Origin of the sequence: Clostridium sp. DSM 17811, assembly GCF_018861905.1 — a bacterium.
GTDB classification, from domain to species: Bacteria; Bacillota; Clostridia; order Clostridiales; family Clostridiaceae; genus Clostridium_AD; species Clostridium_AD frigoriphilum.
Map to the genome: position 1 here is coordinate 35,680 of NZ_JAHLDU010000022.1, position 26,937 is coordinate 62,616.

The 26,937-nt window shown below is 30.3% G+C and carries 24 protein-coding genes and 1 riboswitch; of the genes, 12 read left to right on the forward strand and 12 right to left on the reverse strand.

Annotated elements, in window-relative coordinates; genetic code table 11:
• Nucleotides 1-191: 191 nt before the first annotated feature.
• The gene (locus KPL44_RS19750) at nt 192-1,481 is read right to left on the reverse strand and encodes an NRAMP family divalent metal transporter (RefSeq protein ID WP_216253593.1); all 1,290 of its coding nucleotides are present in this window, start codon (nt 1,479-1,481) and stop codon (nt 192-194) included.
• A gap of 16 nt (nt 1,482-1,497) precedes the next feature.
• A complete protein-coding gene (locus KPL44_RS19755) occupies nt 1,498-2,724 on the reverse strand; it encodes a magnesium transporter MgtE N-terminal domain-containing protein (RefSeq protein ID WP_216253611.1) in 1,227 nt (408 codons plus the stop codon).
• Nucleotides 2,725-2,927: 203 nt separating this feature from the next.
• Nucleotides 2,928-3,096, reverse strand: a riboswitch (M-box (ykoK) riboswitch).
• A 306-nt stretch (nt 3,097-3,402) separates the two neighbouring features.
• On the opposite strand from KPL44_RS19755, the gene KPL44_RS25890 reads away from it, so the two are divergent.
• Complete coding sequence (locus tag KPL44_RS25890) at nt 3,403-3,525, forward strand: hypothetical protein (RefSeq protein WP_301182985.1); 123 nt, start codon at nt 3,403-3,405, stop codon at nt 3,523-3,525.
• Nucleotides 3,526-3,818: 293 nt separating this feature from the next.
• On the forward strand, nt 3,819-4,859 hold the full coding sequence (locus KPL44_RS19760) for an AI-2E family transporter (protein ID WP_216253614.1): 1,041 nt from the start codon (nt 3,819-3,821) through the stop codon (nt 4,857-4,859).
• An 88-nt stretch (nt 4,860-4,947) separates the two neighbouring features.
• Here the strand turns inward: KPL44_RS19760 and KPL44_RS19765 are convergent, their stop codons facing one another.
• The 4 genes from KPL44_RS19765 to KPL44_RS19780 form a co-directional block, all read right to left on the reverse strand.
• Entirely contained in the window at nt 4,948-5,454 is a 507-nt protein-coding gene (locus KPL44_RS19765) for a nitroreductase family protein (protein WP_216253617.1), read from the reverse strand.
• 221 nt (nt 5,455-5,675) lie between these two features.
• Nucleotides 5,676-6,335 carry a PspA/IM30 family protein gene (locus tag KPL44_RS19770; protein WP_216253620.1) on the reverse strand — a complete coding sequence of 220 codons (660 nt, stop codon included), beginning with the start codon at nt 6,333-6,335 and terminating at the stop codon, nt 5,676-5,678.
• A 46-nt stretch (nt 6,336-6,381) separates the two neighbouring features.
• Entirely contained in the window at nt 6,382-7,014 is a 633-nt protein-coding gene (locus KPL44_RS19775; protein ID WP_216253622.1) for a DUF1292 domain-containing protein, read from the reverse strand.
• Nucleotides 7,015-7,039: 25 nt separating this feature from the next.
• Complete coding sequence (locus KPL44_RS19780) at nt 7,040-7,480, reverse strand: hypothetical protein (RefSeq protein ID WP_216253627.1); 441 nt, start codon at nt 7,478-7,480, stop codon at nt 7,040-7,042.
• Between the two features lie 342 nt (nt 7,481-7,822).
• Between KPL44_RS19780 and KPL44_RS19785 the strand changes: the two genes are divergently transcribed.
• The gene (locus KPL44_RS19785) at nt 7,823-8,635 is read left to right on the forward strand and encodes a flagellin N-terminal helical domain-containing protein (RefSeq protein ID WP_216253630.1); all 813 of its coding nucleotides are present in this window, start codon (nt 7,823-7,825) and stop codon (nt 8,633-8,635) included.
• A 116-nt stretch (nt 8,636-8,751) separates the two neighbouring features.
• Nucleotides 8,752-9,120: a hypothetical protein gene (locus KPL44_RS19790; RefSeq protein ID WP_216253633.1), complete on the forward strand. Its 369-nt coding sequence runs from the start codon at nt 8,752-8,754 to the stop codon at nt 9,118-9,120.
• Between the two features lie 29 nt (nt 9,121-9,149).
• Here the strand turns inward: KPL44_RS19790 and KPL44_RS19795 are convergent, their stop codons facing one another.
• The 3 genes from KPL44_RS19795 to KPL44_RS19805 form a co-directional block, all read right to left on the reverse strand.
• On the reverse strand, nt 9,150-10,139 hold the full coding sequence (locus tag KPL44_RS19795; RefSeq protein ID WP_216253635.1) for a 3-oxoacyl-[acyl-carrier-protein] synthase III C-terminal domain-containing protein: 990 nt from the start codon (nt 10,137-10,139) through the stop codon (nt 9,150-9,152).
• Between the two features lie 374 nt (nt 10,140-10,513).
• Nucleotides 10,514-12,298, reverse strand: coding sequence for an ABC transporter ATP-binding protein (locus tag KPL44_RS19800; protein WP_216253638.1), 1,785 nt, complete (start codon nt 12,296-12,298; stop codon nt 10,514-10,516).
• Nucleotides 12,299-12,300: 2 nt separating this feature from the next.
• Nucleotides 12,301-14,046 (reverse strand): ABC transporter ATP-binding protein, encoded by a 1,746-nt coding sequence (locus tag KPL44_RS19805; protein WP_253201859.1) that lies wholly within the window; start codon nt 14,044-14,046, stop codon nt 12,301-12,303.
• Between the two features lie 188 nt (nt 14,047-14,234).
• Here KPL44_RS19805 and KPL44_RS19810 point away from each other — a divergent pair, with 188 nt between their 5' ends.
• The 3 genes from KPL44_RS19810 to putP all read left to right on the forward strand — a co-directional run bounded on the left by KPL44_RS19810 (nt 14,235) and on the right by putP (nt 17,476).
• Nucleotides 14,235-15,107, forward strand: coding sequence for an AraC family transcriptional regulator (locus KPL44_RS19810; protein WP_216253641.1), 873 nt, complete (start codon nt 14,235-14,237; stop codon nt 15,105-15,107).
• 104 nt (nt 15,108-15,211) lie between these two features.
• Entirely contained in the window at nt 15,212-15,838 is a 627-nt protein-coding gene (locus tag KPL44_RS19815) for an ankyrin repeat domain-containing protein (protein WP_216253644.1), read from the forward strand.
• Between the two features lie 153 nt (nt 15,839-15,991).
• Nucleotides 15,992-17,476, forward strand: coding sequence for a sodium/proline symporter PutP (gene putP / locus KPL44_RS19820; RefSeq protein ID WP_216253647.1), 1,485 nt, complete (start codon nt 15,992-15,994; stop codon nt 17,474-17,476).
• Nucleotides 17,477-17,505: 29 nt separating this feature from the next.
• Here the strand turns inward: putP and KPL44_RS19825 are convergent, their stop codons facing one another.
• Together KPL44_RS19825 and KPL44_RS19830 are read right to left on the reverse strand one after the other, a co-directional pair.
• Nucleotides 17,506-18,690: an ABC transporter permease gene (locus KPL44_RS19825; RefSeq protein ID WP_216253649.1), complete on the reverse strand. Its 1,185-nt coding sequence runs from the start codon at nt 18,688-18,690 to the stop codon at nt 17,506-17,508.
• Complete coding sequence (locus KPL44_RS19830; RefSeq protein WP_216253651.1) at nt 18,683-19,411, reverse strand: ABC transporter ATP-binding protein; 729 nt, start codon at nt 19,409-19,411, stop codon at nt 18,683-18,685. Before KPL44_RS19830 ends, KPL44_RS19825 begins: the two co-directional genes overlap by 8 nt.
• Before the next feature lie 326 nt (nt 19,412-19,737).
• Here KPL44_RS19830 and KPL44_RS19835 point away from each other — a divergent pair, with 326 nt between their 5' ends.
• The 3 genes from KPL44_RS19835 (at nt 19,738) to KPL44_RS19845 (ending at nt 23,715) form a co-directional block, all read left to right on the forward strand.
• Complete coding sequence (locus KPL44_RS19835) at nt 19,738-21,717, forward strand: methyl-accepting chemotaxis protein (protein ID WP_216253654.1); 1,980 nt, start codon at nt 19,738-19,740, stop codon at nt 21,715-21,717.
• 241 nt (nt 21,718-21,958) lie between these two features.
• Nucleotides 21,959-22,375, forward strand: a complete 417-nt coding sequence (locus tag KPL44_RS19840; protein WP_216253658.1) for a MarR family winged helix-turn-helix transcriptional regulator — start codon at nt 21,959-21,961, stop codon at nt 22,373-22,375.
• 41 nt (nt 22,376-22,416) lie between these two features.
• Nucleotides 22,417-23,715 carry a cytidylate kinase family protein gene (locus KPL44_RS19845; RefSeq protein ID WP_301182986.1) on the forward strand — a complete coding sequence of 433 codons (1,299 nt, stop codon included), beginning with the start codon at nt 22,417-22,419 and terminating at the stop codon, nt 23,713-23,715.
• 109 nt (nt 23,716-23,824) lie between these two features.
• Here the strand turns inward: KPL44_RS19845 and KPL44_RS19850 are convergent, their stop codons facing one another.
• Nucleotides 23,825-24,331 carry a hypothetical protein gene (locus tag KPL44_RS19850; RefSeq protein ID WP_216253664.1) on the reverse strand — a complete coding sequence of 169 codons (507 nt, stop codon included), beginning with the start codon at nt 24,329-24,331 and terminating at the stop codon, nt 23,825-23,827.
• Nucleotides 24,332-24,675: 344 nt separating this feature from the next.
• Between KPL44_RS19850 and dltA the strand changes: the two genes are divergently transcribed.
• A complete protein-coding gene (dltA, locus tag KPL44_RS19855; RefSeq protein ID WP_216253667.1) occupies nt 24,676-26,151 on the forward strand; it encodes a D-alanine--poly(phosphoribitol) ligase subunit DltA in 1,476 nt (491 codons plus the stop codon).
• Nucleotides 26,152-26,937, forward strand: a 786-nt coding sequence (locus KPL44_RS19860) for a D-alanyl-lipoteichoic acid biosynthesis protein DltB (RefSeq protein ID WP_216253670.1), incomplete at its 3' end; no start/stop codon positions are given.

Consider the following 26,937-nt stretch of genomic DNA (forward strand, 5'->3'; position numbering starts at 1 on the left):
ATTGATAACTATATAAAATAAACTTGGAATAAATTTCAATTGTTTAAACATAGTATAGAAAATATTATACTTATAATTTTAATAAAGGGATGATATTACAATGATTATTAATAAATACATTTTATAGAATAGGAATTAAAAATGTAGACAATAGAATTGATGTTTATTTGCCTTTAATATAGTCCGTTTAATTAAAAACCCAATATTCTAATTAAAGACTGGAATAATAACACCATAGTTAATGCTATTAAAATAACTATAGTAACCCAACCAACCCAATTTTTAAATTTATTGTTTGTATATTCCCCCATAAGATCCTTTTTATTTACCATTATCATCATACAGATTAAAACTACCGGTAAAAGCATTCCATTAATCACTTGAGATCCAAGAGAAATCTGAAGTAAGGGTGCACCTGGGATTAGAATAATTGCAGCGCCTATAATTATTATTGCTGTAAACAACCAGTAAAATTCTGGTGCTTCTTTCATCGCTTTATCTATACCAGCTTCAAACCCAAAGGCTTCGCATATGTAAAATGCAGTTGCTAGTGGGAGAATTGTTGCTGAAAATACGGAAGCAACCAAGAGACCAAAGGCAAAGATACTTGATGCTAAATCTCCAGCTAAAGGCTTTAATGCAATTGCCGCATCCTTTGCCTCATTTATAGAAATACCTTGTTTATTTAAAGTAGCAGCGCAAGCTACAATAATAAAGAAAGCTACTACAACTGTTACTGTACATCCAAGGATAACATCCATAAGTTCATATTTATACTCAGAGATTTTAATACCTTTTTCTATTACCGAAGACTGCATATAAAATTGCATCCAAGGAGCAATAGTAGTACCTATTAAACCAATTACAGTACTAATCCACCCAGCATCTATCCCTTCCCCATGAGCACCTTTAAATGAAGGTATAGGATTAATTAATGAAGTTCCAATTTGATGCCAGTCTGGGTGAGCGAGGAGTGCAGAAAAAACATAAGAAAGTAAAAATACACTAAATACCAAGAATATTTTTTCCACTGATCTATAGGTTCCTTTTACAACCAGTAACCATACTAAAACCACTGCAATTGGCACTGTTATATATTTTGAAAGATTAAACACCTGCAAACTTCCAGCAATACCCGCAAATTCAGTGGCAGTATTACCTATATCTGCTACTAATAATCCTAGGAATATAAAGAAAGTTATCTTTACACCAAAATTTTCTCTTATTAAATCAGCTAAACCCTTTTGAGTAACGATGCCCATTCTTGCATTCATTTCCTGTACTACAAGTAATGCAATGAAGCAGGGAATCAATGTCCAAAGTAAAAGGTATCCATAGTGAGCTCCGGCCACTGAGTAGGCTGAAATACCACCAGCATCATTATCCACGCTTCCTGTTATTAAGCCTGGACCCACAACTGATAGAAACAGCATTAATCCTACCATCCAAGGTTTTTTATTTGAAATTGTTTTTTCATACATATTAACACCTCCTTATCTAACTAATCTTTCTTTTATTTTTAAGTAATTCATAAATAATATCATTTATAATAACATTGCCGAGTAACTTCATTTCATGATCCGTAACAGGAATAGCTACAAGATTATATTTCGAAACATTTTTTATAAGGTCATTAATATTATCTGTATCAAACATTGATTTGAATTTTTTATTCATAATGTCACCTATTTTGCTAGTTGGATCAGATATAATAAGATCCCGAAGGGAAATGGTTCCTATCAATTTATAATTTTTATCTACTACATAAAGATTTAAAATTTCATCTTCTTCCGGTTTTAATTTCCTTAGAGTTTCAATTACATAATCTATAGTTTCATTGTTTTTAAATGATACGAAATCCGTGCTCATAAGACTACCGACTGCTTTAGAATCATATTCTAATAATTCTCTAATTTCATCCGAAGCTTCTTTTTCCATGTTATTAAGCAGTTCTTCTACCTTTTCTTTTTCCATATCATCAAGAATATCTGCCGCTTCATCCGCAGGCATGTTTTCTAAAACATCTGCAGCTTTATCTGCGGATAGGCTTTCAATAAAACTAACTTGTGCATCTTCTTCCATTTGTTCTAAAACATCCGCAGCCTTTGCATTATCTAGTGATGAAAAAATGGTAAGACCCGTTTTAGCATCAAAATCTTCAATAATATCAGCTAAATCAGATGGATGAAGAATGGATAAAGAATCATAGGTTTTCGATAGAACAATATTTTCATTAGAAGTTATAATAGCCTCTACATCATTCCATAACATTAGCCTAGCAGGAACTTTAAGCCCTATCATCTTAAGTAGTTTAGCTATTCCAATTCTCCTTAAAAGTCCATCTACACCTATATCTACCGCAACTACAAAAGCCCCTTTTGCTAAATATGATAATGAAATATCATTTACACGAACTACTTTTCTTCCATTAACATCTATAATCTGTTGATCCAAAATATGCTTTCTTAAAAACAAGGTATTAGTTGAAGTATATTCCTCTATTTTGTTACATACTATAACATACTGACCCTTTTGTTTTGTAACTGAAAAGTATTTAAAGTCATAATCTTTAATTCCACTATTAGTTTTTACTTTTGCAGTTGTAACATGAGGACTTTTTAATTCATTTATAACCCCCAGATCATTTAACCTTCCAATAACTTTCATATCTGATGTATATACTTTATTTCCTAAGATTCTACTTAAATAAAAATTATTTTTCATATTACATCCTCCTTTTAGAAAGGGATGTTGTACCAACTATAAAACAGTATAATAAAGTGACATCCCTTCCAGTATATTAAATTTTTTACATGTTCGGGACCACTATCCATTAAATAATCACTCTCCTAAACTTAGACTAAAAAAAACTCTCCACAACGAAGTGAAGAGATTAAAGTGCGTAATAAATAAAGCCGCAAAAAATAGATCATCCCCACTCGTTGAGTTTTAGCACTGTACAGCTTAGAGATTTGATACTCAGCTACATTAAGTAAAACCTTAATCCGGTAATACCTGCTGACCCATTGGCGTCTCTCGACATTTCTGGGCAGTAGCGTGTGTCTTATACAGTAACCTCACCTAACAAGAATATTAAATTGTATTTTTAATTAATATTATTCTTATAATACCATAATATGCATCAAGTCCAATATTGTCAATAATTTTTATGAACTAGTCAAAACATAACTACTTCTATTTTAATGTTTTCTTAATTTAAATTTAATACAAATTTAATCCTATAAGATTAGAATAAAAAATAGTATAAAAATGTTTTATTGCAATGGAGTTGATTTTATGGTATTCTTTTTACTAAATGGTATATATAGTAAATAAAATTTATATCATTACAAAACAGTTATAAAAATATAGTATTTAATGAAGAAATGGGGTCAATTTATCATGGAATCTAAATACAAAAACAGTCCTGAAATATCCTGGATTCAAGCTATCTTAATTTCTCTTTGTGTTACAACTCCAATTCTAGCACTCGTTGGAATTAAAATACTGTTAACTACTATGTAACTCGTCATTATACCTTTTCGATTATTATCAATTAAGATATTTCTTATATCAATAAAATATATGATAACAATAGGTAGATAAAATTAAAATAAAAAGGGGTGAAAATTATGAAGCTGTCCTCAATTTTAGGTTTATTAATTGTTATAGGAGGCTTAGTATGCTTATTTTATGCAATACCAACAGAGAAGTAAAAAATACTTTTAGTTTCTTTTAAAGTTTGTTAGTTCTGAATAAGTTCATAGCTATATGCTCAAACTATATTTTATGTAGTTTGAAGAAGGAAGTGACTAGCTATGTTTAAAAACAACATACTAAGAAATTTACTAATTATTAACTTAGTTTTTTTAGGCATAATTCTTTTTGGCAAAATGCTTTTTATTCATAAACTTATAAAAATAATTTCTAAGTCATTTTTAATACCTTTGGTATTTTCGGTCTTTTTATTTTATATTATAAAACCATTAAATACACTCTTTGTAAAAAACGGGTTAAAAGCAACCGCTTCAGCTTTATTAACATTAACCCTTGGATTATCCATCACCATAGGTGTTATCACTTTTTTTAGTAATTATATAGCAATTGAGTTTAATGGGATAATAAAAGAACTAACCGATATTGTCAAAAACCAAGATTCTATGAATAACATTCTAAATAAAATTAATAGCGTTATACCAACTCTAGGTATTTATAGAACCTTTACTAAAATGGCCAATACTTATATGCAAAACTTGGTTCAAAATCTACTGTTAGCCGTAAATTATACAATATATACATTTTCGACTCTATTTCTTGTTTTAATAATATTATTTTATTTACTTAAGGATGGTCATAAATTCAAAGATAAAATCATATATACAGTCCCTAAAAAATATAAAGAATTTGTATTAAAAGCCTTAATAGATAGTGATAGAATATTGGATGCTTATGTTACAGGTCAAGCAAAAGTAGCTATTTGTTTGTCCATTATGATATTTGTTGCTTACAAAATAATAGGAATTCCAAATGCTCTTCTTTTCTCCTCAATAACTTTCATTTTAGCTTTCATTCCTTTTATAGGTTTTTTTATTTCCATGATTATCCCAACTATTCTTGCTTTAAGCATGGGGTTTTTCATGTTCGGAAAACTTGTAATTGTGTTTATCATTATACAAACCTTAAAAGGAAGAGTTGTTGTTCCCTCAATTATGTCTAAGGCAATGAATATCCACCCTTTAACTGACATCTTCTTGGTAATAGGTGCAGTTGCGGTTGGTGGACCTTTAGCAGCCTTTACTATTGTCCCTACTTACGCTATTATTAAAACAATTTTTTCTAAATTGTATGAAGGAAACTAAATAAATAAACCTTCAACTAATTAATCGAAGGTTTATTTATTTATTTATTTATTTATTTATTTATTTATTTATTTATTTATTTATTTATTTATTTATAACTTTCATAATGAACTCTTGCCTTATCAAATCTATCTACAAACTTATTTTGCTGACCATCTGGATATCCTACTGGTATTAACGCGAAGGCTTCTATATTATCAGGTAAGTTAAACAAATCTTTTATATAACTCATTCTTTCATCAATAGATGCTACACCAAGCCAAACTGCTCCAAGCCCTAGTTCTACTGCTTGTAAAAGAAGATTTTCTGATGCCGCTCCCATATCTTGGGGTACACAACCCGGTGCTAATAACCCATCTTTTCTAGATAAAAGAACAAATGTTACAGCTGAAGTAGCAACCATCTTTGAATAAGGGCTTACTCCTGATAATTTTTTTAATACTTCTTTATCTTCAACAACCAAGAATTCCCAAGGTTGTTGATTCGCTGCTGATGGTGCTTGCATTGCAGCTCTTAGAAGTTTTTCTATTTTTTCCTTTTCAATAGGTCTATCCTCATATTTTCTTATGCTTCTTCTATTAAATATTGCTTCCATTTTGTTACCTCCATATTAATTAAGATTATTTCGATAATTCATTATATTGATTATCATTCTCTCTATGTTACTATTTTACTTCATTATATCTTAATTACAAGTACGCACTTTTTTTATTACATAGTAACTAAAATGATACCTTTCACTTTATAAATCAAAAAATAAAAAAGACATGACAACATTTTTATTAGAAATATTGTCATGTCTTTGTTTACTGTTAATTACTGTTTAGCATATTTAGCTTTATAAGCTGCTAAATCATCACTTACAGATGTTTTTTCGAGTGCCTCAAATTCATCCTCTAAAGAATCAACTTTAAGTTCCTCTAAGCCTTCTGCTAAGCATTCTTTTTCCTCTATCTTACGTTCTAATCTATCTAAATCAATACTATTACCTTTTGTTTTAATATTAGCTGTAATTGCATTAACTTGCTCTGCAGCCTCTGCGGTTTTAAGTCTAGCTATTAAACCATCTCTCTTACCTCTTAAATCTTTTAAGTCATCTTCTAAATCTACTAAGCTTTTCTTCAAGCTATCTGCAGTAATTTTAGCTGAATTATAAGATTTTGATAATGAGACGCTAGTAGCTTCGCATTCCTTTTGTTTAGCAATTGCTTTACTAGCTAATTCATCATTACCTTTTTCTATAGCTAGTTTTATTTTAGATTCCCAATTAGTCATATCTTCTTTAGCTGAATTCATTTCTCTTTCAAGTCTTTTTACATTTCCAAAAACTACAGCTGATTTAGTCTTTGCTTCATTTAAAGATGCATCTTTATCTCTTATGGCTTGGTCTATAAGCGCTGCTGTATCCTCATTTGCATCTATTATCTTGTTAACTCCTGCTTTTAGGCTATTTCCTAATCTATCAAATATTCCCATTGTTTATATTCCTCCTCGTATCTTTAATGATTATATACATTGTATACTAGCTCTCCATGAATAGTCCAGCTATATTTTCCAGTTCTTCCTCATTCTCTATATTTATATACTCAGTATCTGATAGTCCATCAGTCATAATATACATTTGTTTATTATCCTCATTTTCTTTTTCTTGTAGTAATATATACTTTTTATCATATGATTTGCTTTCTACTATTGCTAATATCTCAAATTCAACATTTCTTTCTTTATTATCATCGTACAATTCAAGTGTCTTAGTGCTTTCTATTATGCAATTTTCTTTTTTATCACAAGTCTTAACTCTGCATCCTGATAAACAATTACCACAAGAACTAAAGTTACACTCGTATGCACAATCTATACATTCGCACTTAGAACAATTTTGAACTTGATCTAATTGACTTCTATACTTATTATAATATTGACTGACTTCTTTAGTGTCATCTACAGCAAAATGCATTAACTTATTAGACGCTTTAATAGATTTGTCTATTATATCAATAAACTCCTCTGATATTTTCTCGAATTTTAAGGCTTTAACTTTATTCTTTAATGTATCATCACGAAACTCATTAGAATATATCTTTAAAAATAAATCACCATGAGCTTTTACATAAGTATCACTCATTTTACTTAAGTATTCTTTTTCATTACCCATTATTTTTTTAACCCACCCTTACCTTTTATTTACGTTTTCTTTTAATAAATCTATACGCATAAAACATTATTAATAAAATAATAATTAAACCTGCATACCTAAATATCGAACTACCAAATGAATTTCCAAAAAACATCATTGGTATAAAACTTCTATGATTGTTGTTACTATAATTATTATTACTACCTACAATCGGTGTTTGGGTTGCACTATTACTATTTGTACTTGTTGATTTATCAGTCGATGTTGATGTTTTATCCGTTGTTGCAGTCGAAGGTTTTGTATAACTATTGCTTGATTTAAATCCTCCACTACTGCTACTACTCGAACTTTTACTACTTGAACTACTATGACTACCACTTGATTTAAATCCACCAGACCTTGATTTAGCATATACATCGAAATTAATTGTTACAAGTAATGCCACCATCAGTAGTATCGATAATATCTTTGATAACTTCTTCAAGCTTATCTCATCCCCCATTTAGCGAAAATTCTTTATCACTAATATATTTATAATTATATGATAACATGAATAAAGTATTATTAATAGCTAAGCTAAGTTAAATTAACTGCATTTATTACTTTGCCATATATAATATTATTTAAGTCTAAAATATTAATAAATATGTTATAAAATACAAACATAACACTGTATCCAATTCGCTATAAAAATTGTATAATAAAACCAATATATAATTCTTGCATAAATATTTTTCTTTTTAATTAAAGCTTTATTTGTAATATAACTGTTTATCAATACAAACCTATAATAAAAGGAGACGAGAATTTTAGGGAGGAATTCATTATGATAATTGCTCATAATATTAGCGCAATGTTTGCATGTAGACAAATGTCTATTCTTCAAAATAAAATGGGTAGGTCTATGGAAAGATTATCTTCGGGTCTAAGAATAAATAGGGCAGCAGATGATCCCGCCGGTCTTGCTATTTCTGAAAAGATGAGAGGTCAAATTAGAGGTTTAGGGCAGGCCTCTAGAAATGCCGAGGACGGTATTTCATTACTTCAGACAGCTGAGGGAGCCCTAAATGAAACACATTCTATGCTTCAAAGAATGAATGAATTAGCTGTTCAAGCAGCTACAGGTACAAACTCTGATGATGATAGACTTCAATTAAATAAAGAGTTTGGGCAATTAAAAGAAGAAATTACAAGAAGTGCGAATCAAACTGAATTTAATACTATACCTTTATTGGGTAAAGATGATAATGAACTTATACTACAAATAGGTGCTAACTCAAATCAATCACTGACTATAAATCTAGAATCTATGACTGGAACTGCATTAAATTTAGATGATGTTAATATATCAACTCTAGAAAATGCTTCTAATGCAATAAAAACTGTACAGAATGCAATTGAAAAGACTTCTTCTTTTAGGGGAACGTTAGGCGCATACACAAATAGATTAGAACACGTAATCTCAATAAATGATATTACTGCTGAAAATCTACAGTCTGCGGAATCTAGAATAAGAGACGTAGATATTGCAAAGGAAATGATGGAATACTCAAAAAATAGTATTCTATATCAAGTAGCCCAAGCTATGCTATCGCAATCTAATCAACAAGCCCAAAATGTATTACGATTATTGAAATAATTTTAGTATAAAAAGTATATTTTTGTTGAAAATTGTACTAAAATAGAATATTATTATAAATAGAGTAAATGATTACTAACTTAAGTTTATAACTATATAATAAGGATGTGTTTTATATGACAACAGCTAACGATAAGAAATATGAATTGAAATTAGACAAAACAAAGCAAATACTATTTGCAAAGGCTTTGGGTTCATTCGGTCCTTCCGATGCTGATGACTTTGTACGCGATTACACAATAATTCTTAAACCTGTTAATGCAAAAGAATATGAACTTCAATTTGATTGCAAAGAGCTAAAAGTTTCAGGAAAAGATACTAAATCAGGTGTCGATATGACAAATATGTTAAAAGGTTGTTTAGAAATGTATAAAAAAGAGGGATTTAAGAATATTATATTTGATTGTACAAAAAATATAGTACTAAAAATGCAACTTCAAAGGCTCTGTAAGGAAGCTGGCCTTTCAACTGCTACAGTAAAATAATTAAAAGAACGTGGGAATCCCACGTTCTTTTAATATCTTATAAGCATAGTACAAATAGTCCAATTAATTGCAACTGTCCAGAGGCAAACAATGTCTCCTCTTTTTATCCTACCAGTTTTAATTCCCTCATAAAATGATATAAATGGACTGCTTGTTCCTGTATATCCATATACATCGCCTATATAAATAAACTTGTTTATATCTACACCTAATTTTTCTGAACCAAGGTTTGAAAATGCTTTTGAATATTGAGAAAAGCAATAGCTATTTATTTCTTCTATTTTTAAACTATTCCTATTTAGTAAGTCATGAATTGAAGTTACTGCTTTGTCAATTATAAATAAACCTTCAAAAGGTGTCCATTGTAATCTTCTATCTCTAACTGATAATTCTTCTTTATATACCTTTGACATACCACAAGCTGGATATTTAACTGCCTCCCATGTATCACCATTACTTTTGCACATACTATCTATAAACCCGCCCTCTTCTGTCTTTTCTAAAATAATAGCGGCAGCCCCATCTGCAAAATTAGGGTAAGTTAGTTCATCGTCGTCCCTACAATGTATTGAAGTATAATCAGACCCTATCACTAAAGCTCGTTTTACATGAGGATTGCCCATCATAGCTCTTATAGTCTGCTCAACGGTAACAAGCATTCCTGCACAATTTGTATTTGTATCCATACACATACAATCTTCTTTCCCATTTATTGCATTATGTACTATTAGCGATTGACTTGGAAATGTATATTCAGGAAATTGAGATGAAAACATAACCATATCAATATCCTTTCCTTCTAGACCTGCACTTTTCAATACTTTATTAGCTACTTTTATGCCCATAGTAACAGTATTTTCATTATCATCATCGATTATATATCTCTTATCTCGCCCAAACGCTTTTAACAAGCCTTTGATATCTTTTCCCTGAGATTTAAAATGCTTCAAATAGAAACTATTATATACCTCATTCTCAGGATGATAAATTTCTACCGTTAAAATTCTTACATTTTCCATTTATGTAATTCCTCCTTAGTGTAACTAAATATATCTTTTGTTTTGATATTAAAAATAATTAACTTGCGATGTTTCTTTGCTTTTTCAAAGTTATATCTTTGCCCACTTTCTACTATCGGTTAAAGTACTTTAAAATTTACTATAAAATTGAATTTTATAGTAGATTTACTTATAATATATTAAAATGTAAACATTTAAAAATGCTAAATTAAATTTAATAGTACCACTTTCCTATAAGTCATTAAACTGTATTATACAAAGTAAAATGGGGTTGAAGTTAACTTCAATCCCATTTTACTTTCCTATCAAATAAATTTACTTCGCTCTCTAAATTATAATATTTAAAGCTATGTCTATTTCAATTATAAACCTTTTTATATAGCTTCAAGCATCCTATATTGACTCATATAAAGATCATAATATTCACCTTTATATTTCATAAGTTCATCATGACTTCCCGATTCAACAATGCTTCCATGATCAATATACATTATTCTATCTGAATTTTTTATAGTAGAAAGCCTATGAGCTATTATAAATGAAGTTCTTCCTTTTAAAAGTTCTTCAAGCCCTTTTTGAAGTAACATTTCTGTCTCTGTATCTATGCTTGAAGTTGCCTCATCTAAAATTAAAATTCTTGGGTCTGCAAGTAATGCTCTTGCAAAAGATATTAGTTGCCTTTGACCAGCTGATAGTCTTGACCCTCTTTCATTTACCTGGGTATTGTATCCTTCACTTAATGTAGATATAAATTCATGAGCTCTAACTACTTTTGCAGCAGCAACAACTTCTTTATCCGTTGCATAAAGCTTGCCATATCTTATATTGTCCATTATAGTACCTGAGAATATAAATGAATCTTGAAGCATAATACCCATCTGTTTTCTTAATGAATTAAGTAATACATCCCGAACATTTACTCCATCTATAAGCACCGCTCCACTCTCGAGATCATAAAATCTGCTTATAAGATTAATTATAGTGGTTTTACCTGCCCCCGTAGGACCTACTAATGCTATGGACTCTCCTTTATTTGCTTTAAAGTTTACATCATTTAATATTCTTTGCCCATCATCATAACAAAAATTAACATTCTTGAATTCTACCAATCCCTTTATTTCAGGCATTTCGTATGCATCTTGTAAATCCTTAACATTAGGTTCCTCATCCATAGTTTCAAATATTCTTTCCAAATAAGCCATGTTATTTATAATAGCATTATATGTGTTTGCAATATTATTTATCGGTCCCCAGAACCTTCCTATATATGCTATAAAAGCAATAAGTACACCTATTGTTATAGCCCCATTTGCAATCCATGCCACTCCCATAATGTAAACTGCAACCACAACTAAATTTCCAATGTTATCAACAAAAGGTCCCATTAAGAATTGAATTTTTATGGCATGCATCCAAGCTTTCCTGTAATTATCACTAAGTTCATTAAATATTTTTAAATTTTCTTTCTCTCTAGAAAAAGATTGAGTAACCTTCATACCACATATACTTTCATGAATATACGCATTTACGTTTGATGATTTACTACTTAAAACCTGAAATGCTTTTCTTTGAAGTGACTTAATAGTAAAAGCAGCTCCTACGAGTATTGGAAGTCCCACAAGACCAATCATTGTAAGTTTAACATCTATTAAAAACATAAATACAATAATTACAATCAAACTAAAACTATCTGTAATTAAATTAATGATACCATTTGATAAAAGATCACTTAACGAATTTACATAATTAACCACTCTTACTAATATCTTGCCATGTGGCCTACTATCATAATAACTAAATGGAAGTTTTTGCAGGTGTCTAAATAAATCTTTTCTTATGTTTAAAATTACACTTTGTCCTATATCTGTCATCGACTTTATTTTTATCTTTAAACAAACTCCATTAACAATTACTGTAACTAAATATATTAAACTAAGTATTATAAGCCCTGTTACATCTTTATTGGGTATCTTACTATCCAGCGCTACCTTAATAAGGTATGGCCCAATGAGATTTGCAACTGATGCTATTAGCATAATTATTATAGTTATAACCATTTTTTTCTTATAAGGTATAACATATCTCATAAGTCTTTTAACGTGTCCCATATTAAATTCTGATTCTAATTTTTCATCTACATCATACTTGTTTCTAGCCATTTTCAACCTACCTCCTTCCCCTTTGCATCATCAAAATTACCAAATTGGTTAATATACACATTATAATATTCACCCTTCTTTACGAGCAATTCACTATGAGTTCCTCTTTCTACAATTCTTCCATTATTGAGTACTAATATCATATCTGCATTTTTTACCGAAGATATTCTATGCGCAATAATAAATGTAGTCTTATCCTTAAAATATTTGTCCAGTGAATGTCTTATATTATTTTCTGTTTGTATATCAAGGCTAGAGGTAGTATCATCAAGTATTATTATAGATGGATTTTTTAGTAGAGCTCTCGCAAGTGAAATCCTTTGCTTTTGCCCTCCAGAAAGTCCCACTCCTCTCTCACCAACAATCGTATCATATCCTTCCTCCATCTTGTTTATGAAATCATCAGCGCCAGCAATGCTAGCTGCCCATCTAACTTCATCCATTGATGCTGTAGGTAACCCATAGGCTATATTTCCTTCGATAGTATCTGAAAAAAGAAATATATCTTGCATCGCTACCGCTATGTTTTTGCGTAGCCGCCTTAAATTAAAATCTTTTATATCATAACCATCAATTAATATTTCTCCTTTTGTGCATTCATAAAATCTACATAACAAACTTACGAAAGTAGACTTACCAGAACCCGTATGTCCTATTATTGCAATGGTTTGCCCAGGGCTTACTTTCAAATTTATATTCTCAAGTACTTCTTCATCCCCATAATTAAAGTTTACATTTTTAAACTCTATATTACCCTTTATCCTATCTTCCTCCACTTGATTTTCCGAGTTTTTAATTTTAGGTTTAGTATTCATAAGCTCAATTATTTTCTCACCGGACGCTGAAAACCTTTGAATATCATTAATTAACCAACCTGCCATTCTCATTGGGTTATTTATTGTAAATATCATAGCATTAAAAGTAACCAAATTTCCTATGGTTATGCTTTGGTTAATTACCATAATGCCACCTACAAGAATAATTACTATATTAAGACTTATAGATAACGAATCTATAATAGGAAGGTATTTTCCCCAAACTTTTGCAGAATCGATATTTCTTTTTCTAAATTCATCATTCTCTTTTCCAAATTTTCCAATTTCAAATTCTTCCTTAGCAAAAGCCTTTACTACTCTATTACCACTTATGTTTTCTTGTGCTACTGAGTTAAGTTTTGAGAACTGCTGCCTTACATTAAAAAAAGTTGGTTTTACATCTATTGCTAGCTTTCTTGCAAAATAAGCTATTGGAGGTGTAAACATAAGTAAAATCAATGTAAGTTTATAATTAATTGAAAACATAATTGCTATTCCAAACAAAAATATAAATGAATTCTCTAAAACGTTATAGCCTACCCAGGCAAGAAAATGTCTCACTGCATCGATATCACCAGTCATTTTATTCATTATATCGCCCGTACTAGTTTTATCAAAAAAGTCAAAATCAAGTTTCTGAAGATTACTATAAATATCATTTCTAATATCAAATATAGAATCTTGAGACATATTTTCGAGTAGGATCAAAAAAATATACCTTAATATAGACCTAAGCAATATTACTGCTGTAATAACTCCTAATAGCGGAATTAATATATTACTTTCTTTTCCCATAATAACCTTATCTACAATTGTTCCAGATAAATATGGTGCCACCATATTCATAGCAGAACATATAATAACTAGTATAAAACCTATTATTATTTTAATATTGTATTTTTTTGCATACTTCCACACCCATCTAAAAGCCATAATTACCACCCCCTATTTTTTTCTCTATACTATTATCATGTATATGCTTATATAATAAAATGTACTATCCATACTAATTTAATGTCAATTCTCATTTTATAGAATAAAGATTTAATTATGCTTTGATTATTTGTATGTAATGACTTATAATATACTTAAGATATAGAATAATTTTACAGAGGTAGATTATGTGCAATTTGAAAATTGATTTAGATGATTTCAACCCGAAAATGTTATATACTTTCACAAAAAAATTCAATCATAAAAGTGATGTAACCTATCATTGCCATGATTTCCTATCCATAATATATGTTTTAGCAGGCACATGTACTTACAATATTAGCAGTGTTCCACACATTGTTAAAAAAGGCGACCTGCTTGTTTTCAATCCTCATGCATATCATGGAAAAATTCTTCCCATGGGTAGTGAAATTCATGAATTTCACGTAGGTTATGAAAACCTTCACATAAAAGGACTTTTGCCAGATCATTTTCTCGAAAACCATGTATCACCTATTATTAATGTATCAAAATATGAAACTGAACTTCTAAAACTCTGTTCAGACGTTATTTCAGAGCAAAGTAAAAACCAACCAGCCCTACAGTTATCTCTAAAAGGTCTGGGTATTAAACTTCTTTCCATTCTTTTTAACGCAACTTTTGAAAGTTCGACTCTAAAACAAAAAGGAATATTAAATCTTGATAACTATGATAACACTGCTATAGTAAATACAGTTTTAGAGTTTATAAACGAAAATTTTATGCATAGTCTTTCTTTAGAAGTAATCTCGCAAAACATGTACCTTAGTCCCGCTTATATTTCTAAGCTTTTTAAAGAAAGTACAGGTACTTCACCAATAAATTATCTAATAAAACTCAGACTTTCAAAAGCAAAACACTCCCTTGAAATTGGAGACCAATCTATAAAAAAAATAGCTTTATCAGTCGGTTATCCTGACATGTATCACTTTAGCAAACTTTTTAAAAAATATTATGGCTATCCTCCGTCAAAATTAAAACGTAAATCAGATGATAATCAACTTATCAAATTAAATACATAAATTAGGACTTTTATGGCAAAAATGTCGTTCTAATTATATTAATTTTCATTTAAGCCTTGCTATGTTAAAATAATATTAGCTATAAAATTAACAGGAGGTGCAACATGAAAATATTCGAAGGTTTATTTGCGGCAAAACCTAAATCAGTTTATAGATTTATAGATGAGGGCAACGTAGATGCCATAAAAGATTATTTGAATAAAGCTAAAGATTTAAATCCTGATCTTAAACTTGAAAACATACTTTATTATGCTATTGATAATTGCCAAAATAATTATTTTAAAACAATTGAACTTCTGATAAATAACGGTGCCGATATTAACGCTCATAATAGTGAACTTTTAGAAACCCCTCTTCATAAACTTTGTGCAAGGATAAAACCTCATATAGATGTAATAACTATGATACTTAAAAAAGGTGCTAAAGTTAATGCCATCAACATATCTGGTAAAACTCCTGTATTTTACTGTAGCTTTAATTATTCTGTGGAACTTCTGAATTTACTTGTAGAGTATGGAGCAGATATAAATATGCGGGATAAATATAAAAACACTCTTCTTCACGATGATTATATCAACTGTTTTGATGAACATTTCGAAGAATTTTTAAAGTCACTAATAAAGTTAGGCTTTGACATAAATTCAACAAATTCCACAGGCTACACTCCCTTAGATCTTTGTGAGAATAAAAAAATTGCAGATATTTTAATAAAATATAATGGGAGCAAGTAATATAATCAGAAAATCACCTGTACATTTTACAGGTGATTTTCTGATTATATTACTATTATTGTTCCAATTTTTCCATAAATATGATAATATATTTATATATTTCTACATTTTATGCACATTAAAAAACCTAAATTAGAATAAAGGAGATTCTGAATGAAATTTTACTCGCTTTTAGCAATAGTTTTATATTTAATCATCTTACTTGTAATAGGATACTATTCCTACAGAAAAACCAATAATATTTCTGATTATATGATTGGAGGAAGAAGTTTAGGGCCTATGGTTACAGCCTTATCTGCTGGTGCCAGTGATATGAGTGGATGGATGCTTATGGGTCTACCTGGAGCTGTATATGCTACAGGCATTTCAAGCATTTGGCTTAGTGTCGGATTAACTATAGGTGCCTATTTTAATTATCGCTTGCTTGCTCCAAGGTTTAGAATATATACTGAAGTTGCTAGTGATTCTTTAACTGTACCAGATTATCTTGAAAATAGATTCAAAGATAACTCTAAAATGCTAAGAATTGTATCCGGCATAATAATACTTGTTTTCTTTACATTATACGTTTCCTCTGGTATTGTCGCTGGTGGAAAATTATTTAGGGACTTATTTGGATTCACATATACTTCTGGTGTAGTAGTGACATTATCTATAGTTGTAATATATACATATTTTGGAGGCTTTTTAGCTGTAACTTTAACAGATTTTTTTCAAGGCAGTCTTATGTTTATTGTACTAGTTATCGTGCCTATTGTAGCCTATACTAATCTAGGAATAGATCCTGGTACTTTTGTTAATAAGGTAAAACATATTGATCCTGCATTATTTGATGTACTTCGCGGAACAAGTTTATCTACAATAATAGGATTTTTAGCCTGGGGCCTTGGTTACTTTGGTCAACCTCATATTATAGTTCGTTTTATGGCTATTAAATCCGCAAAAGAACTTAAATCAGCAAGAAGAATAGGCATAGGCTGGATGGCCATTGGACTTCTCGGATCTATGGCAAGTGGACTTATAGGGCTTGTATATTTTACATCTATAAGTCAACCCTTAAAAGATCCTGAAATGGTTTTTCTTCGCCTTGGTGATGTACTATTCCATCCCTTTGTTACTGGGATAATACTCTCAGCAGTACTTGCTGCCATTATGAGTACTATTTCTTCTCAACTTTTGGTTTGTTCAAGCTCTATAACAAAGGATTTTTATCTTACGTTTCTTAATAAAGAAGCCACAGAGAAAACTCAAATGTTTGTTGGAAGAATATCAGTCCTTATAATTGCAGCTTTTGCAGTTATATTTGCATATGTTCCAAACAAAACTATTCTTAATATAGTAGGTCAAGCATGGGCCGGCTTTGGTTCTGCTTTTGGACCAATGCTTTTACTTAGTCTTTACTGGAAGAGAATGACTAAGTGGGGTGCATTATCAGGTATGGTTGTAGGTGGTTTAACCGTTATTATATGGATTCTTACTGGACTATCAGCCCATTTGTACGAAATGATTCCAGGCTTTAGTCTATCTCTTATAGCTGTTATCGTTGGAAGCCTTTTAACAAAACAGCCTGATGAATCAGTAATATGTGAATTTAATACTATGGAAAAAAACTTAATAGATATAACAAAGGCACCCTAGGGTGCTTTTGTTATATCTATATTTAAATTCTAAGACCTAAATATTACACTTTCCTTATTAAACATATGTCTTGCAAAAATAATAGCTAATATAGTATAAACTATGGACCATCCTATTGTTATTCCTATATGACCATAATTGTAAACTCCACTTGTAATTTCCTTAATCACAGAGCTTACACTAAGTAGTGGTATGTTGAAATAAATAAAAGGTATATTTTTTGCATCCATATACATAGTTCCATAAATAGCGAGTATAGGAACAATTGAAAATGGTGTCAAATAAGTTTGAGCTTCCTTGAAAGAACGAGCATATACACTTACCGCTAGTTCAAGAGCACCAAAAAACATTGTTGTTATTATTGATATTACTCCAATTAAGGCAATTGCTTTATACCCTAGAGTAATTGCTGAACTTCCATTTCCGAACATCCCACCAGGAATTTTCATGGAAACTAGAATACCAATCATAGAACATACTGATACTATAAATCCCATTATTGTTATTGCATAAAGTTTTCCTGTTAATATGTAATGCCTTCCAGCTTTGGTAGTTAAAAGTGGTTCAAGCGTTCCACGTTCCTTCTCACCCGCCCCTAGGTCTGTAGCCGATGCAATAGTCCCTGTTGCACTATAAAGGAGCACGAATGCAGGAATAAGCATTCCTAAAACTATCTGTCCCGCTGCATTTTCTTCCTTTTGAAAACTTGTTTTAGCAACTGTTATAGGTGTTAATATCCTTATATCGATATTTCTTTTTGTTAATCTACTTCCCACTATTTCCTTGCTTAATTCATCTATTATACCAGTTACCTTGCTGAGTGCAATTGATGACTTTTGACTTGTATTATCGTAAAAAATCTTTATACCAGAATTATTACCCTTTGAAATAAATGAGTCAAAATCCTTTGGTATTTCGATGTACAGTAGTGCCTTTCCATCCTTTACTGCTCCTTGTCCATCAGTGCCACTTATAAATTTTATAGACTTATCTTTTTTTAATATTTTACCAAGGCTACTATTCCCCTTATCCACCATTACAATCTTGGTATTTTGATTAACATCATCCTTAGCACTATTCATAGTTTTTCCCATAAAAAAACTAAGTACTGGCATTAACAAAAGAGGAATAAGCAAACTTACTATTATTGTCTTTTTATCTCTTAGCATATCCTTAAGTTCTTTTAGTAATATTACACTAACTAATTTATTCATGATTACCTCCAATAAGATTTACAAAAATTTCTTCCATATCTTCATTATCATATTTAACCTTAAGCTCGCTTATTATCCCGTGTTCCACGACTTTACCCTTATGTATTATTACAACTCTATCACAAAGCCTTTCAATTTCACTCATACTATGACTTGAGAAAACTATAGCCTTGCCCTCTGACTTGCATTTAAATATAAAATCTTGGATAAGTCTTGTGGCAGAAACATCAAGGCCAGTGCTTGGTTCATCAAATAACATAACGGAAGGCTTATGAACAATACTTCTTGCAATCGCTACCTTTTGTTTCATACCTCTTGAGAATTTACCTACCCTTTTATCTATAAATTCACTCATTTCAAGTTCTCGTGTAAGTTCTTCTATGCTTTTTTTTGCATCGCCTTCACTCATCCCATTCAATTGGGCAAAATACATTATATTTTCTCTTGCTGTAAGCCTGTCATATAGACCAACCTCTCCACCAAACAAAATCCCGATTTCTCCTCTAATATTTTCAGGCTCATTCACCAAATCATGTCCTGAAATCTTTCCTTCTCCCGCGGTTACGTTAAGCATAGTTGCAAGCATTCTCATTATAGTGGTCTTTCCAGCTCCATTTTCTCCGATAAGCCCTAGTATTTCTCCCCCATTAACTTCAAAAGAAACTCCATCCACTGCAGTAAAATTTTTAAACTTTTTAGTAAGTTTTTTTACCTCTAACAATTTAATTCCCCCTCCTGTAAAACATTGTAATATGTATTTAAATAGTATCTTGACAAATTATTAATATACCATTAACTCATTCTTAATACATTCCACATAATAAGTCCACATTCCTTTAAAATAGTTTTAAGGAATGTAGACTTATTAATGAAGAAAATAAAGAAATAAATATGATAGACAACTATTTATTTCTTTATTAGCCGTAAAATTTTAAAAGGATTTTACAATATTATGTCGAATTTGTATTTATAAGCTATTCTGTAAGCTTATAAAAATGAAAGATAATCATAAATTCTACTGAAAATATTTTACTGGGAGTGATTGAAATGAAAGCTATAAGAGGTTTTAAATTTAAAATCTCAATTATTATCGTAATTATTATTATAATACCACTTATTATATCTACTGCAATTATTGGAGTAAAGAATTCAAGCATTATGAAGAAAAATGCTTATACTCAACAAATGGATAAGGCAAATGCTGTTGAAAAAGAAATAAAATTAACACTAAATGATATTCAAAGTTTGATGACTGGTCTAGTCTCTACGGATGAAGTTCAATCTATGAATTTCAACAAACTTGATAGTATATGTAAAACATTTAGAACACAATTCCCAATGATTTTAGATTTTACAGCATTAGACCCAAAAGGTATGATGTTTTATAGTTCTATGGGGAAAAATAAGCTAGCAGATAGGTCTAATAGAGATTATTATAAAATGGGAATGAAAGGTGAATCTGGTTTTTCTAATGTATTGCTGTCTGGTACTACAAAGAAACCAATAATAATATGTTTTACCCCTATTTTAAAAAATGGAAAGGTTGTAGGTGTATTCGCAGCTAACCTTTCATTGGGTGTTTTTAGTGATTTAGTTATAAAAGAAAGTTACGGAAAATCAGGACAAGTTTATTTAGTTGATGGAACTGGAAAAGCAATTGGCCATAGTAATAAGAAATTGGCTGACCAACTTACGGATTTAACAAAGCTTAGCCCTGTAGCTAAGGTTATAAAAAAGCAAACTGGACAAATCGAATACACAAGTAACAATGTCGCTAAACTATCTACCTATAAATTTATTGATAAAATTAATTGGGGTGTAATAGTTGAAGTAAATTCCAGTGAGGCCTTTAATGAATTGAATTTGATTATAATGATTATGCTGGTTATTATTGCAGGTGCATTATTGTTATCCTTAATTATAGCGAATTTCCTTTCAATTTATATTACAACTCCACTTAAAAACATAACCGAAAAAATTTCGCTTGCGTCGGAAGGTCATCTAGATAAATCTACATTACAGGGGAATATTTTAAAAAGGAATGACGAGTTTGGTCAAATTTCTAATAAATTTAATTATATGATAGGCAGTATTGGTGATTTAGTTAGAGAAATAAAAAATTCTTCTGGTACTCTACTAGATTCATCTAACTCCCTTACGGCCATAACTAAACAGACTGCACTTGCTTCAGAGGAAGTTGCCAAAACTATTGAAGACATAGCTATAACAGCTACGGAGCAAGCTAAAGATACTGAAAGCAGTGTAAGTGAAATCTCTAGTATAACTCAAGATATTGAACATGTTTCTGTAGCTGCTAGTGAAATGAAGGACATTTCTAACCACACTGTTAAAATCACTACAAAAGGTAGGTCTGTAGTTAAATTACTTTCAGATAAAAATAATGAAAATAATAAGGCTAACAAAGATGTAAGTGAAGTAATTCAGAGGGTTGATGAAAGCTCCCAGAAGATAGGTGTAATAATAGAAACAATAGATAATATAGCTAAACAGACTAACTTACTAGCACTAAATGCTGCTATAGAGGCTGCAAGAGCTGGAGAAAGTGGTAGAGGTTTTGCAGTTGTAGCAGATGAAGTTCGTAAATTGGCGGAACAATCTTCTGATGCTACTAATCAGATTGGAACCTTGATAACGGAAGTTCAAACCAACGCAAAATTTGCTGTAACAGTTATGGAAAACACACAAATCATAGTCGAAGAACAAAACGAGGCTGTATATCAAACCGGAGAACAGTTTAAAGATATATCTGAATCTTTTAAAGAGTTAATGGATAAGATGAATGAGATAAGTAAATTTAGTGAGAATATGACAAATAAAAAAGAAGCTATAGTTGCTAATATAACTAATATCTCTGCAGCTGCTGAAGAAACTTGCGCAGCTACAGAAGAAGTTTCAGCTGTTACTGCTGAACAATTATCAGCAATAAATAAGGCAGAATCTCATGCAGAAGATTTGAAACAGTTAGTGAATAAACTAGAAAATGCAGTGGACAAATTTAAAGTCTAATATAATGAAACATCTAAAAAACCATCTTACAATTTATATATAAAAGGTAAAGACCAGAAGTAGTAATTTATCATTTCTTCTGGTCTTCACCTTTTATTTTAACTTTTCTATACTTTTCTTCATTAAAAAGCGAGGCGTCGTCGCTTTGGCTTTTGAAGATTGACTCACTTTTTATTTAGGTATATAATATAATAGTTAGCTTTCTAACTGTTATATTTCTAATCAAAAGGAGGTACTAAACATGAACAAAGAGCTGCATTACATATTACGGCTTTGTCACACACTTTGTAACAAAAAAATTTTGTTACAAACAAGTACCTTAGGATTGTCCCCAGGTCAACCAAAAATTTTGGAATTTCTAGAATATCACAATGGCTGCGAGCAAAAAGAAATTGCCAAAGCTTGTGAAATAGAGCCAGCAACAGTCACTAATTTATTAGCCAGAATGGAGAAGGCTCATCTAATTGAACGAAAACAGCTAAATGGAAATAGACGTTCTTTACATGTTTCTTTAACAAAAGAAGGAGAAATAGTGACAACAAAAGTTTTAAAAATTTTTGAAGAAGTGAGAAAAAAAGCCTTTGAAGGTTTTACAGTTGAGCAGCAGGAAGGGACATTTCGTCTACTAACAAAGATGTTTGATAATTTATCTGATTAGAAACATAACAATGAAAAAAGTGAAGGAGAGTGAACTTTAAAATGTCAATTCGTGAGATAGTGAAACGTTATTTATTTTTTATTCTAGGGTTATTCATGATGGCTGTCGGTGTTGTGTTATCCACCAGGTCCAATTTAGGAACGTCTCCGATTTCATGTGTGCCATACGTGTTGAGCTTGGGATTGCCTATGACCATTGGTGAATTTACTTTCTTAATGAACTTATTATTTATAATTTTTCAAATTTTATTATTAAGAAAACAATTCAAACCTATTCAGCTACTTCAAGTTGTGGTAGCTTTTTTATTTGCCTATTTTACCGATTTTACTATGGGATTGTTATCATGGATAAGTGTGACCAGTTATCCTGCTCAAGTAGGATTATTTATACTTAGTTGTTTAATTCTTGCTCTTGGGGTTAGTATGGAAGTAACTGCAGATGTTGTCATGATGGCTGGTGAAGGAGTAGTTAGTGCCCTCTCAATAGTTACGAAGAAGGAATTCGGAAAATTAAAAGTAGCTTTCGATGTTACACTTGTAATTTGTGGTTTTCTTTTTTCGTTTATTCTTTTTCATCGACTAAATGGAATAAGAGAAGGAACAGTTTTAGCTGCTTTATTAGTTGGAACCCTTGTTCGTTTAATTAACAAGCATTTAAGTTTTATGGATACTGTATTTAAGGGTAAATCGATAACTGTGAATACGAGTCAAGTTTTAACAACTGCTCAAGAAATTCATCCACTAGTAGTGACAATTAGTCGTGAATATGGTAGTGGTGGGCGTGCTATTGGTAAAAAAATAGCAGCTGATTTAGGTATTTCTTTCTACGACACTCAATTATTAAAAACAGCTGCCGAAGAAACAGGCCTTTCTGAAAAATTCATTGTAGAAAATGACCAATTTATTCCAAACTTATTATTAAATCAGTTATTATCTCAAGGATATGCCTTTTCTAAAAAGGAGAAAGATCCTCTAAATGCTATCTATGAAGCAGAAAAGAGAGCTATTATGAAACTTGCAAATACCGAATCTTGTGTGATTATGGAACATTGTTCCGATTCCATTTTAGCTGATTTCAAAGGGAGCTTCCATGTATTTATTCATGCAGATAAAGCAAATAGAATGAAGCGTATTCAATATGAATATGGAATATCAGAGGAAAATGTCGAAGAAACGCTACACAAAACTGATAGGGCAAGAGAAACCTATTATCAAATCTATGCGGAACGTAAATGGGGACGTATTAAGAACTATGATTTGACGGTTAATAGTGCAGTCTTTGGACTAGAGAAAACTACTGAATTAATCGAAGAAGCCATTAAAGGAAAAGAAGCGTCATAAATAATAGATAAAAGGAACACAAAATGCATTAAAAAAATAAGGTTATACTCCTAAAAATATGATTTAGGAATATAACCTTATTATTTTTATCTTGAACTACCTTATGAAATTAAATATTTTCTAGCACATTATATCTGTTTAAAATTAATTGCCATATTGTAAATATAGCAGTCTGTAATTTTATTAACGTGCTTACAGGATATTCGTGTGTTCCCAAAAATACTAAATACATCTCCTTAAAATCAGGCGAAAATGTATTTTCGAGTTTTCTATACTCTTCTTCATTAAAATTATACTTAAGATTATTAGAATATAAATTTCTTATATAATTTACTTTCATAACCGTTTTAAATATATCAGTTGGAAGCAACCCTAATGAAAATACTGATTTTGCCAATTGATCAAACGTCAACTTATCACAGTCTAAAATATCTGGATTCTTAAGGTGCTTCTTTAGTCTTTCTCTCAACGCATATTCTATATAAAGATTTCCCTTTAATATAATCTGCATTGGATTTTCAGAATTTATATCTAAGTGAAATTTTTCTAATTTATTTTTAAATTCTGACACATTACCATCCAATTTTTTCAATTCAGTTTTATTCATTTCTTTCATTAATGATTCCCCCTCATATAATTTTTTTTACTTATCTATATTCTAATTATAACATATTTGTTATAATTACTACTATAATGTTGTGACTCCAGGTTTTATTCTATCATTGAAAATGCACAATATAGGCCTAAATTTCTTGATATAACGTTTGCTGAAATAATATTTACAATTTATTCACACCTTTATTGTAAATATGCTTTATAATGACATGGGGCTTATTAAATAGATTACTTTTATGCCAATCATTGTCAAATAATATATGTAATTGGTGTGATTTACACTGTGTATTATTATTGTGTAACAAAACGATAAAATGGATTTTAAAGTATAGGGGGACAAAACTTATGGATTTTATTAATGTAATCGAAAATTATTGTACTACTAATAAAGTAGCTCATATTTATAAAAACAGTAATTTAACTTATCGCGAACTTAAAACAAAATCAGATTCACTTGCTGCAAATATCATAGATTTATTCGGCAAAGACAAAACGCCTATAATAGTTTTTGGTCATAAAGATCATTTAATGCTTATAAGCTTTTTAGCTTGCGCTAAAAGTGGGCATCCATATATTCCGGTAGATATCTCGACTCCAATTACAAGACTTAAGGATATTTTAATTATTTCTGGTGCTAAATTAATTATAAATACATCGGATGTTCTATCTGATATCCCTGCAAATATAGTCCTAAACAAGAGTGATTTAGAAAAAAAACTAGTACAATATGAGAATAAAATACCCAATATAAGTTATAGACTTAAGGGTGAAGATATTTATTACATAATCTATACTTCAGGAAGCACTGGCAAACCAAAGGGAGTGCAGATAACAAAAAATTGCATTCAAAGCTTCATTGATTGGAGTATAACTCTAATTAATGAAAAAGATAAAATATTCATGAATCAAGCACCTTTTTCTTTTGATTTATCTGTAATGGACACTTATTTATCATTGGTTTCTGGTTCAATACTATATAGTATTGATAAAGATATGATAGCTAATTTACCTGAACTGTTCGTAAATTTTAAATCTTCAGGGATTACAACTTGGGTCTCTACTCCATCTTTCGCAGAAATGTCTTTACAAAGTGAACAGTTTAACGAAAAATTATTACCTGAATTGAACCAAATGTTATTTTGTGGAGAAACTCTTTCCAAGGAATGCGTAAAAAGATTGTTTGAAAGATTCCCTACAATTAAAATAATAAATTTTTATGGTCCAACAGAGGCAACTGTTGCAGTAACTGCCGTTGAAATAAAAAAAGAAATGCTTTTAAGTAAAGAAACTCTTCCCGTTGGATACGTGAAAAAAGACTGTGAAATAATCATAGAGGAAAATACAAATGAAATATTAATATTAGGCGAGAGTGTAAGTGTAGGTTACTTCGCTGACCCTATATTAACAGAAAAATTCTTCTTTAACAGCGAAATTTCTGGTGTAAAAAAAAGAGGATACAGAACAGGAGATATGGGTTATACTGTTAATGGTCTATTATATTATGAGGGTCGAATAGATAATCAAATTAAACTTCATGGTTATAGAGTGGAAATTGAAGACATTGAAAACAATATCAGGAAGCTTCCTTTTATAAAAAATGCAGTTGTAGTACCAATTAAAGAAAAAGGCACAATTAAATATTTAGTAACAGCAGTAGTATTAAATGATAAATTTGAAGGAAACATAATTCTAACAGTTAAAAAATTCTTAAAGGACTTATTACCTTCGTATATGATACCTCGTAAAGTAAAGGTAATAGAAGTTTTACCAATGAACGCCAATGGCAAAATAGATAGAAAAAAGATAATGGAGGAATTTTAGATGCTTCCTTATGGAGATTTTTTATATTTCTATTTAATGATTTTGGCCTTAATCCCAGCGATTGTTGTTGGTTTACTTGGTAAAAGGATAAAGTGGTACGGGCTACCCGCAAGCTTACTTATGATTTACTTGATTTTCGGTAAGTCAAAACAACAAGCTGAATACTTAATTCTGTTTTTTATAATGGAATTTCTATTAATTATATTTTACAGCTTTATTGTAAAGAAGTTTAAACAAAGATGGTTACTTTGGATAATGATAGCAATAGGTCTATCACCATTATTATACTCAAAACTGGGCAATATTTTTATACACAAAGAGCTTGGTTTTTTAGGAATTTCTTATTTGACTTTCAAAATTATTCAGATATTAATACAAATTTATGACGGGTATATTACTAAAATAAATGTGTTTGATCTGGCCTATTTTATATTATTTTTTCCAACCTTAAGTTCTGGTCCCATTGACCGTTCGATTAGATTTACGGAGGAAAGCAACAAGGTTATAACATCCAGACAATATGTTGAATATTTAGGTGATGGAATATTTAAGATTTTACAAGGAGTCGGATATAAATTTCTGATAGGATTCTATATACAAACGCATTTTATTAACGTAATCTTATTAAGACCGCACACCTTATTAAATACGATTACATATATGTATTCTTATAGTTTTTATTTGTTTTTTGATTTTGCCGGTTACAGTTTAATCGCCATAGGTGTAAGTTACATAATGGGAATAAAAACACCTGATAACTTTAATCTTCCATTTATAAGTAAAGAT

Bases quoted from the DNA above. Each gene is read 5' to 3' on its own strand.
- KPL44_RS19815 (WP_216253644.1), top strand. From the start codon at position 15,212: ATGAAAATATTCGAAGGTTTATTTGCGGCAAAACCTAAATCAGTTTAT.
- KPL44_RS19810 (WP_216253641.1), top strand. From the start codon at position 14,235: ATGTGCAATTTGAAAATTGATTTAGATGATTTCAACCCGAAAATGTTA.
- KPL44_RS19785 (WP_216253630.1), top strand. From the start codon at position 7,823: ATGATAATTGCTCATAATATTAGCGCAATGTTTGCATGTAGACAAATG.
- KPL44_RS19755 (WP_216253611.1), bottom strand. From the start codon at position 2,724: ATGAAAAATAATTTTTATTTAAGTAGAATCTTAGGAAATAAAGTATAT.
- KPL44_RS19775 (WP_216253622.1), bottom strand. From the start codon at position 7,014: ATGGGTAATGAAAAAGAATACTTAAGTAAAATGAGTGATACTTATGTA.
- KPL44_RS19825 (WP_216253649.1), bottom strand. From the start codon at position 18,690: ATGAATAAATTAGTTAGTGTAATATTACTAAAAGAACTTAAGGATATG.
- KPL44_RS19805 (WP_253201859.1), bottom strand. From the start codon at position 14,046: ATGGCTTTTAGATGGGTGTGGAAGTATGCAAAAAAATACAATATTAAA.
- KPL44_RS19840 (WP_216253658.1), top strand. From the start codon at position 21,959: ATGAACAAAGAGCTGCATTACATATTACGGCTTTGTCACACACTTTGT.
- KPL44_RS19765 (WP_216253617.1), bottom strand. From the start codon at position 5,454: ATGGAAGCAATATTTAATAGAAGAAGCATAAGAAAATATGAGGATAGA.
- KPL44_RS19800 (WP_216253638.1), bottom strand. From the start codon at position 12,298: ATGGCTAGAAACAAGTATGATGTAGATGAAAAATTAGAATCAGAATTT.
- KPL44_RS19850 (WP_216253664.1), bottom strand. From the start codon at position 24,331: ATGAAAGAAATGAATAAAACTGAATTGAAAAAATTGGATGGTAATGTG.
- KPL44_RS19835 (WP_216253654.1), top strand. From the start codon at position 19,738: ATGAAAGCTATAAGAGGTTTTAAATTTAAAATCTCAATTATTATCGTA.
- KPL44_RS19760 (WP_216253614.1), top strand. From the start codon at position 3,819: ATGTTTAAAAACAACATACTAAGAAATTTACTAATTATTAACTTAGTT.
- KPL44_RS19845 (WP_301182986.1), top strand. From the start codon at position 22,417: ATGTCAATTCGTGAGATAGTGAAACGTTATTTATTTTTTATTCTAGGG.
- KPL44_RS19790 (WP_216253633.1), top strand. From the start codon at position 8,752: ATGACAACAGCTAACGATAAGAAATATGAATTGAAATTAGACAAAACA.
- KPL44_RS19750 (WP_216253593.1), bottom strand. From the start codon at position 1,481: ATGTATGAAAAAACAATTTCAAATAAAAAACCTTGGATGGTAGGATTA.
- KPL44_RS19770 (WP_216253620.1), bottom strand. From the start codon at position 6,335: ATGGGAATATTTGATAGATTAGGAAATAGCCTAAAAGCAGGAGTTAAC.
- putP (WP_216253647.1), top strand. From the start codon at position 15,992: ATGAAATTTTACTCGCTTTTAGCAATAGTTTTATATTTAATCATCTTA.
- KPL44_RS19795 (WP_216253635.1), bottom strand. From the start codon at position 10,139: ATGGAAAATGTAAGAATTTTAACGGTAGAAATTTATCATCCTGAGAAT.
- KPL44_RS25890 (WP_301182985.1), top strand. From the start codon at position 3,403: ATGGAATCTAAATACAAAAACAGTCCTGAAATATCCTGGATTCAAGCT.
- dltA (WP_216253667.1), top strand. From the start codon at position 24,676: ATGGATTTTATTAATGTAATCGAAAATTATTGTACTACTAATAAAGTA.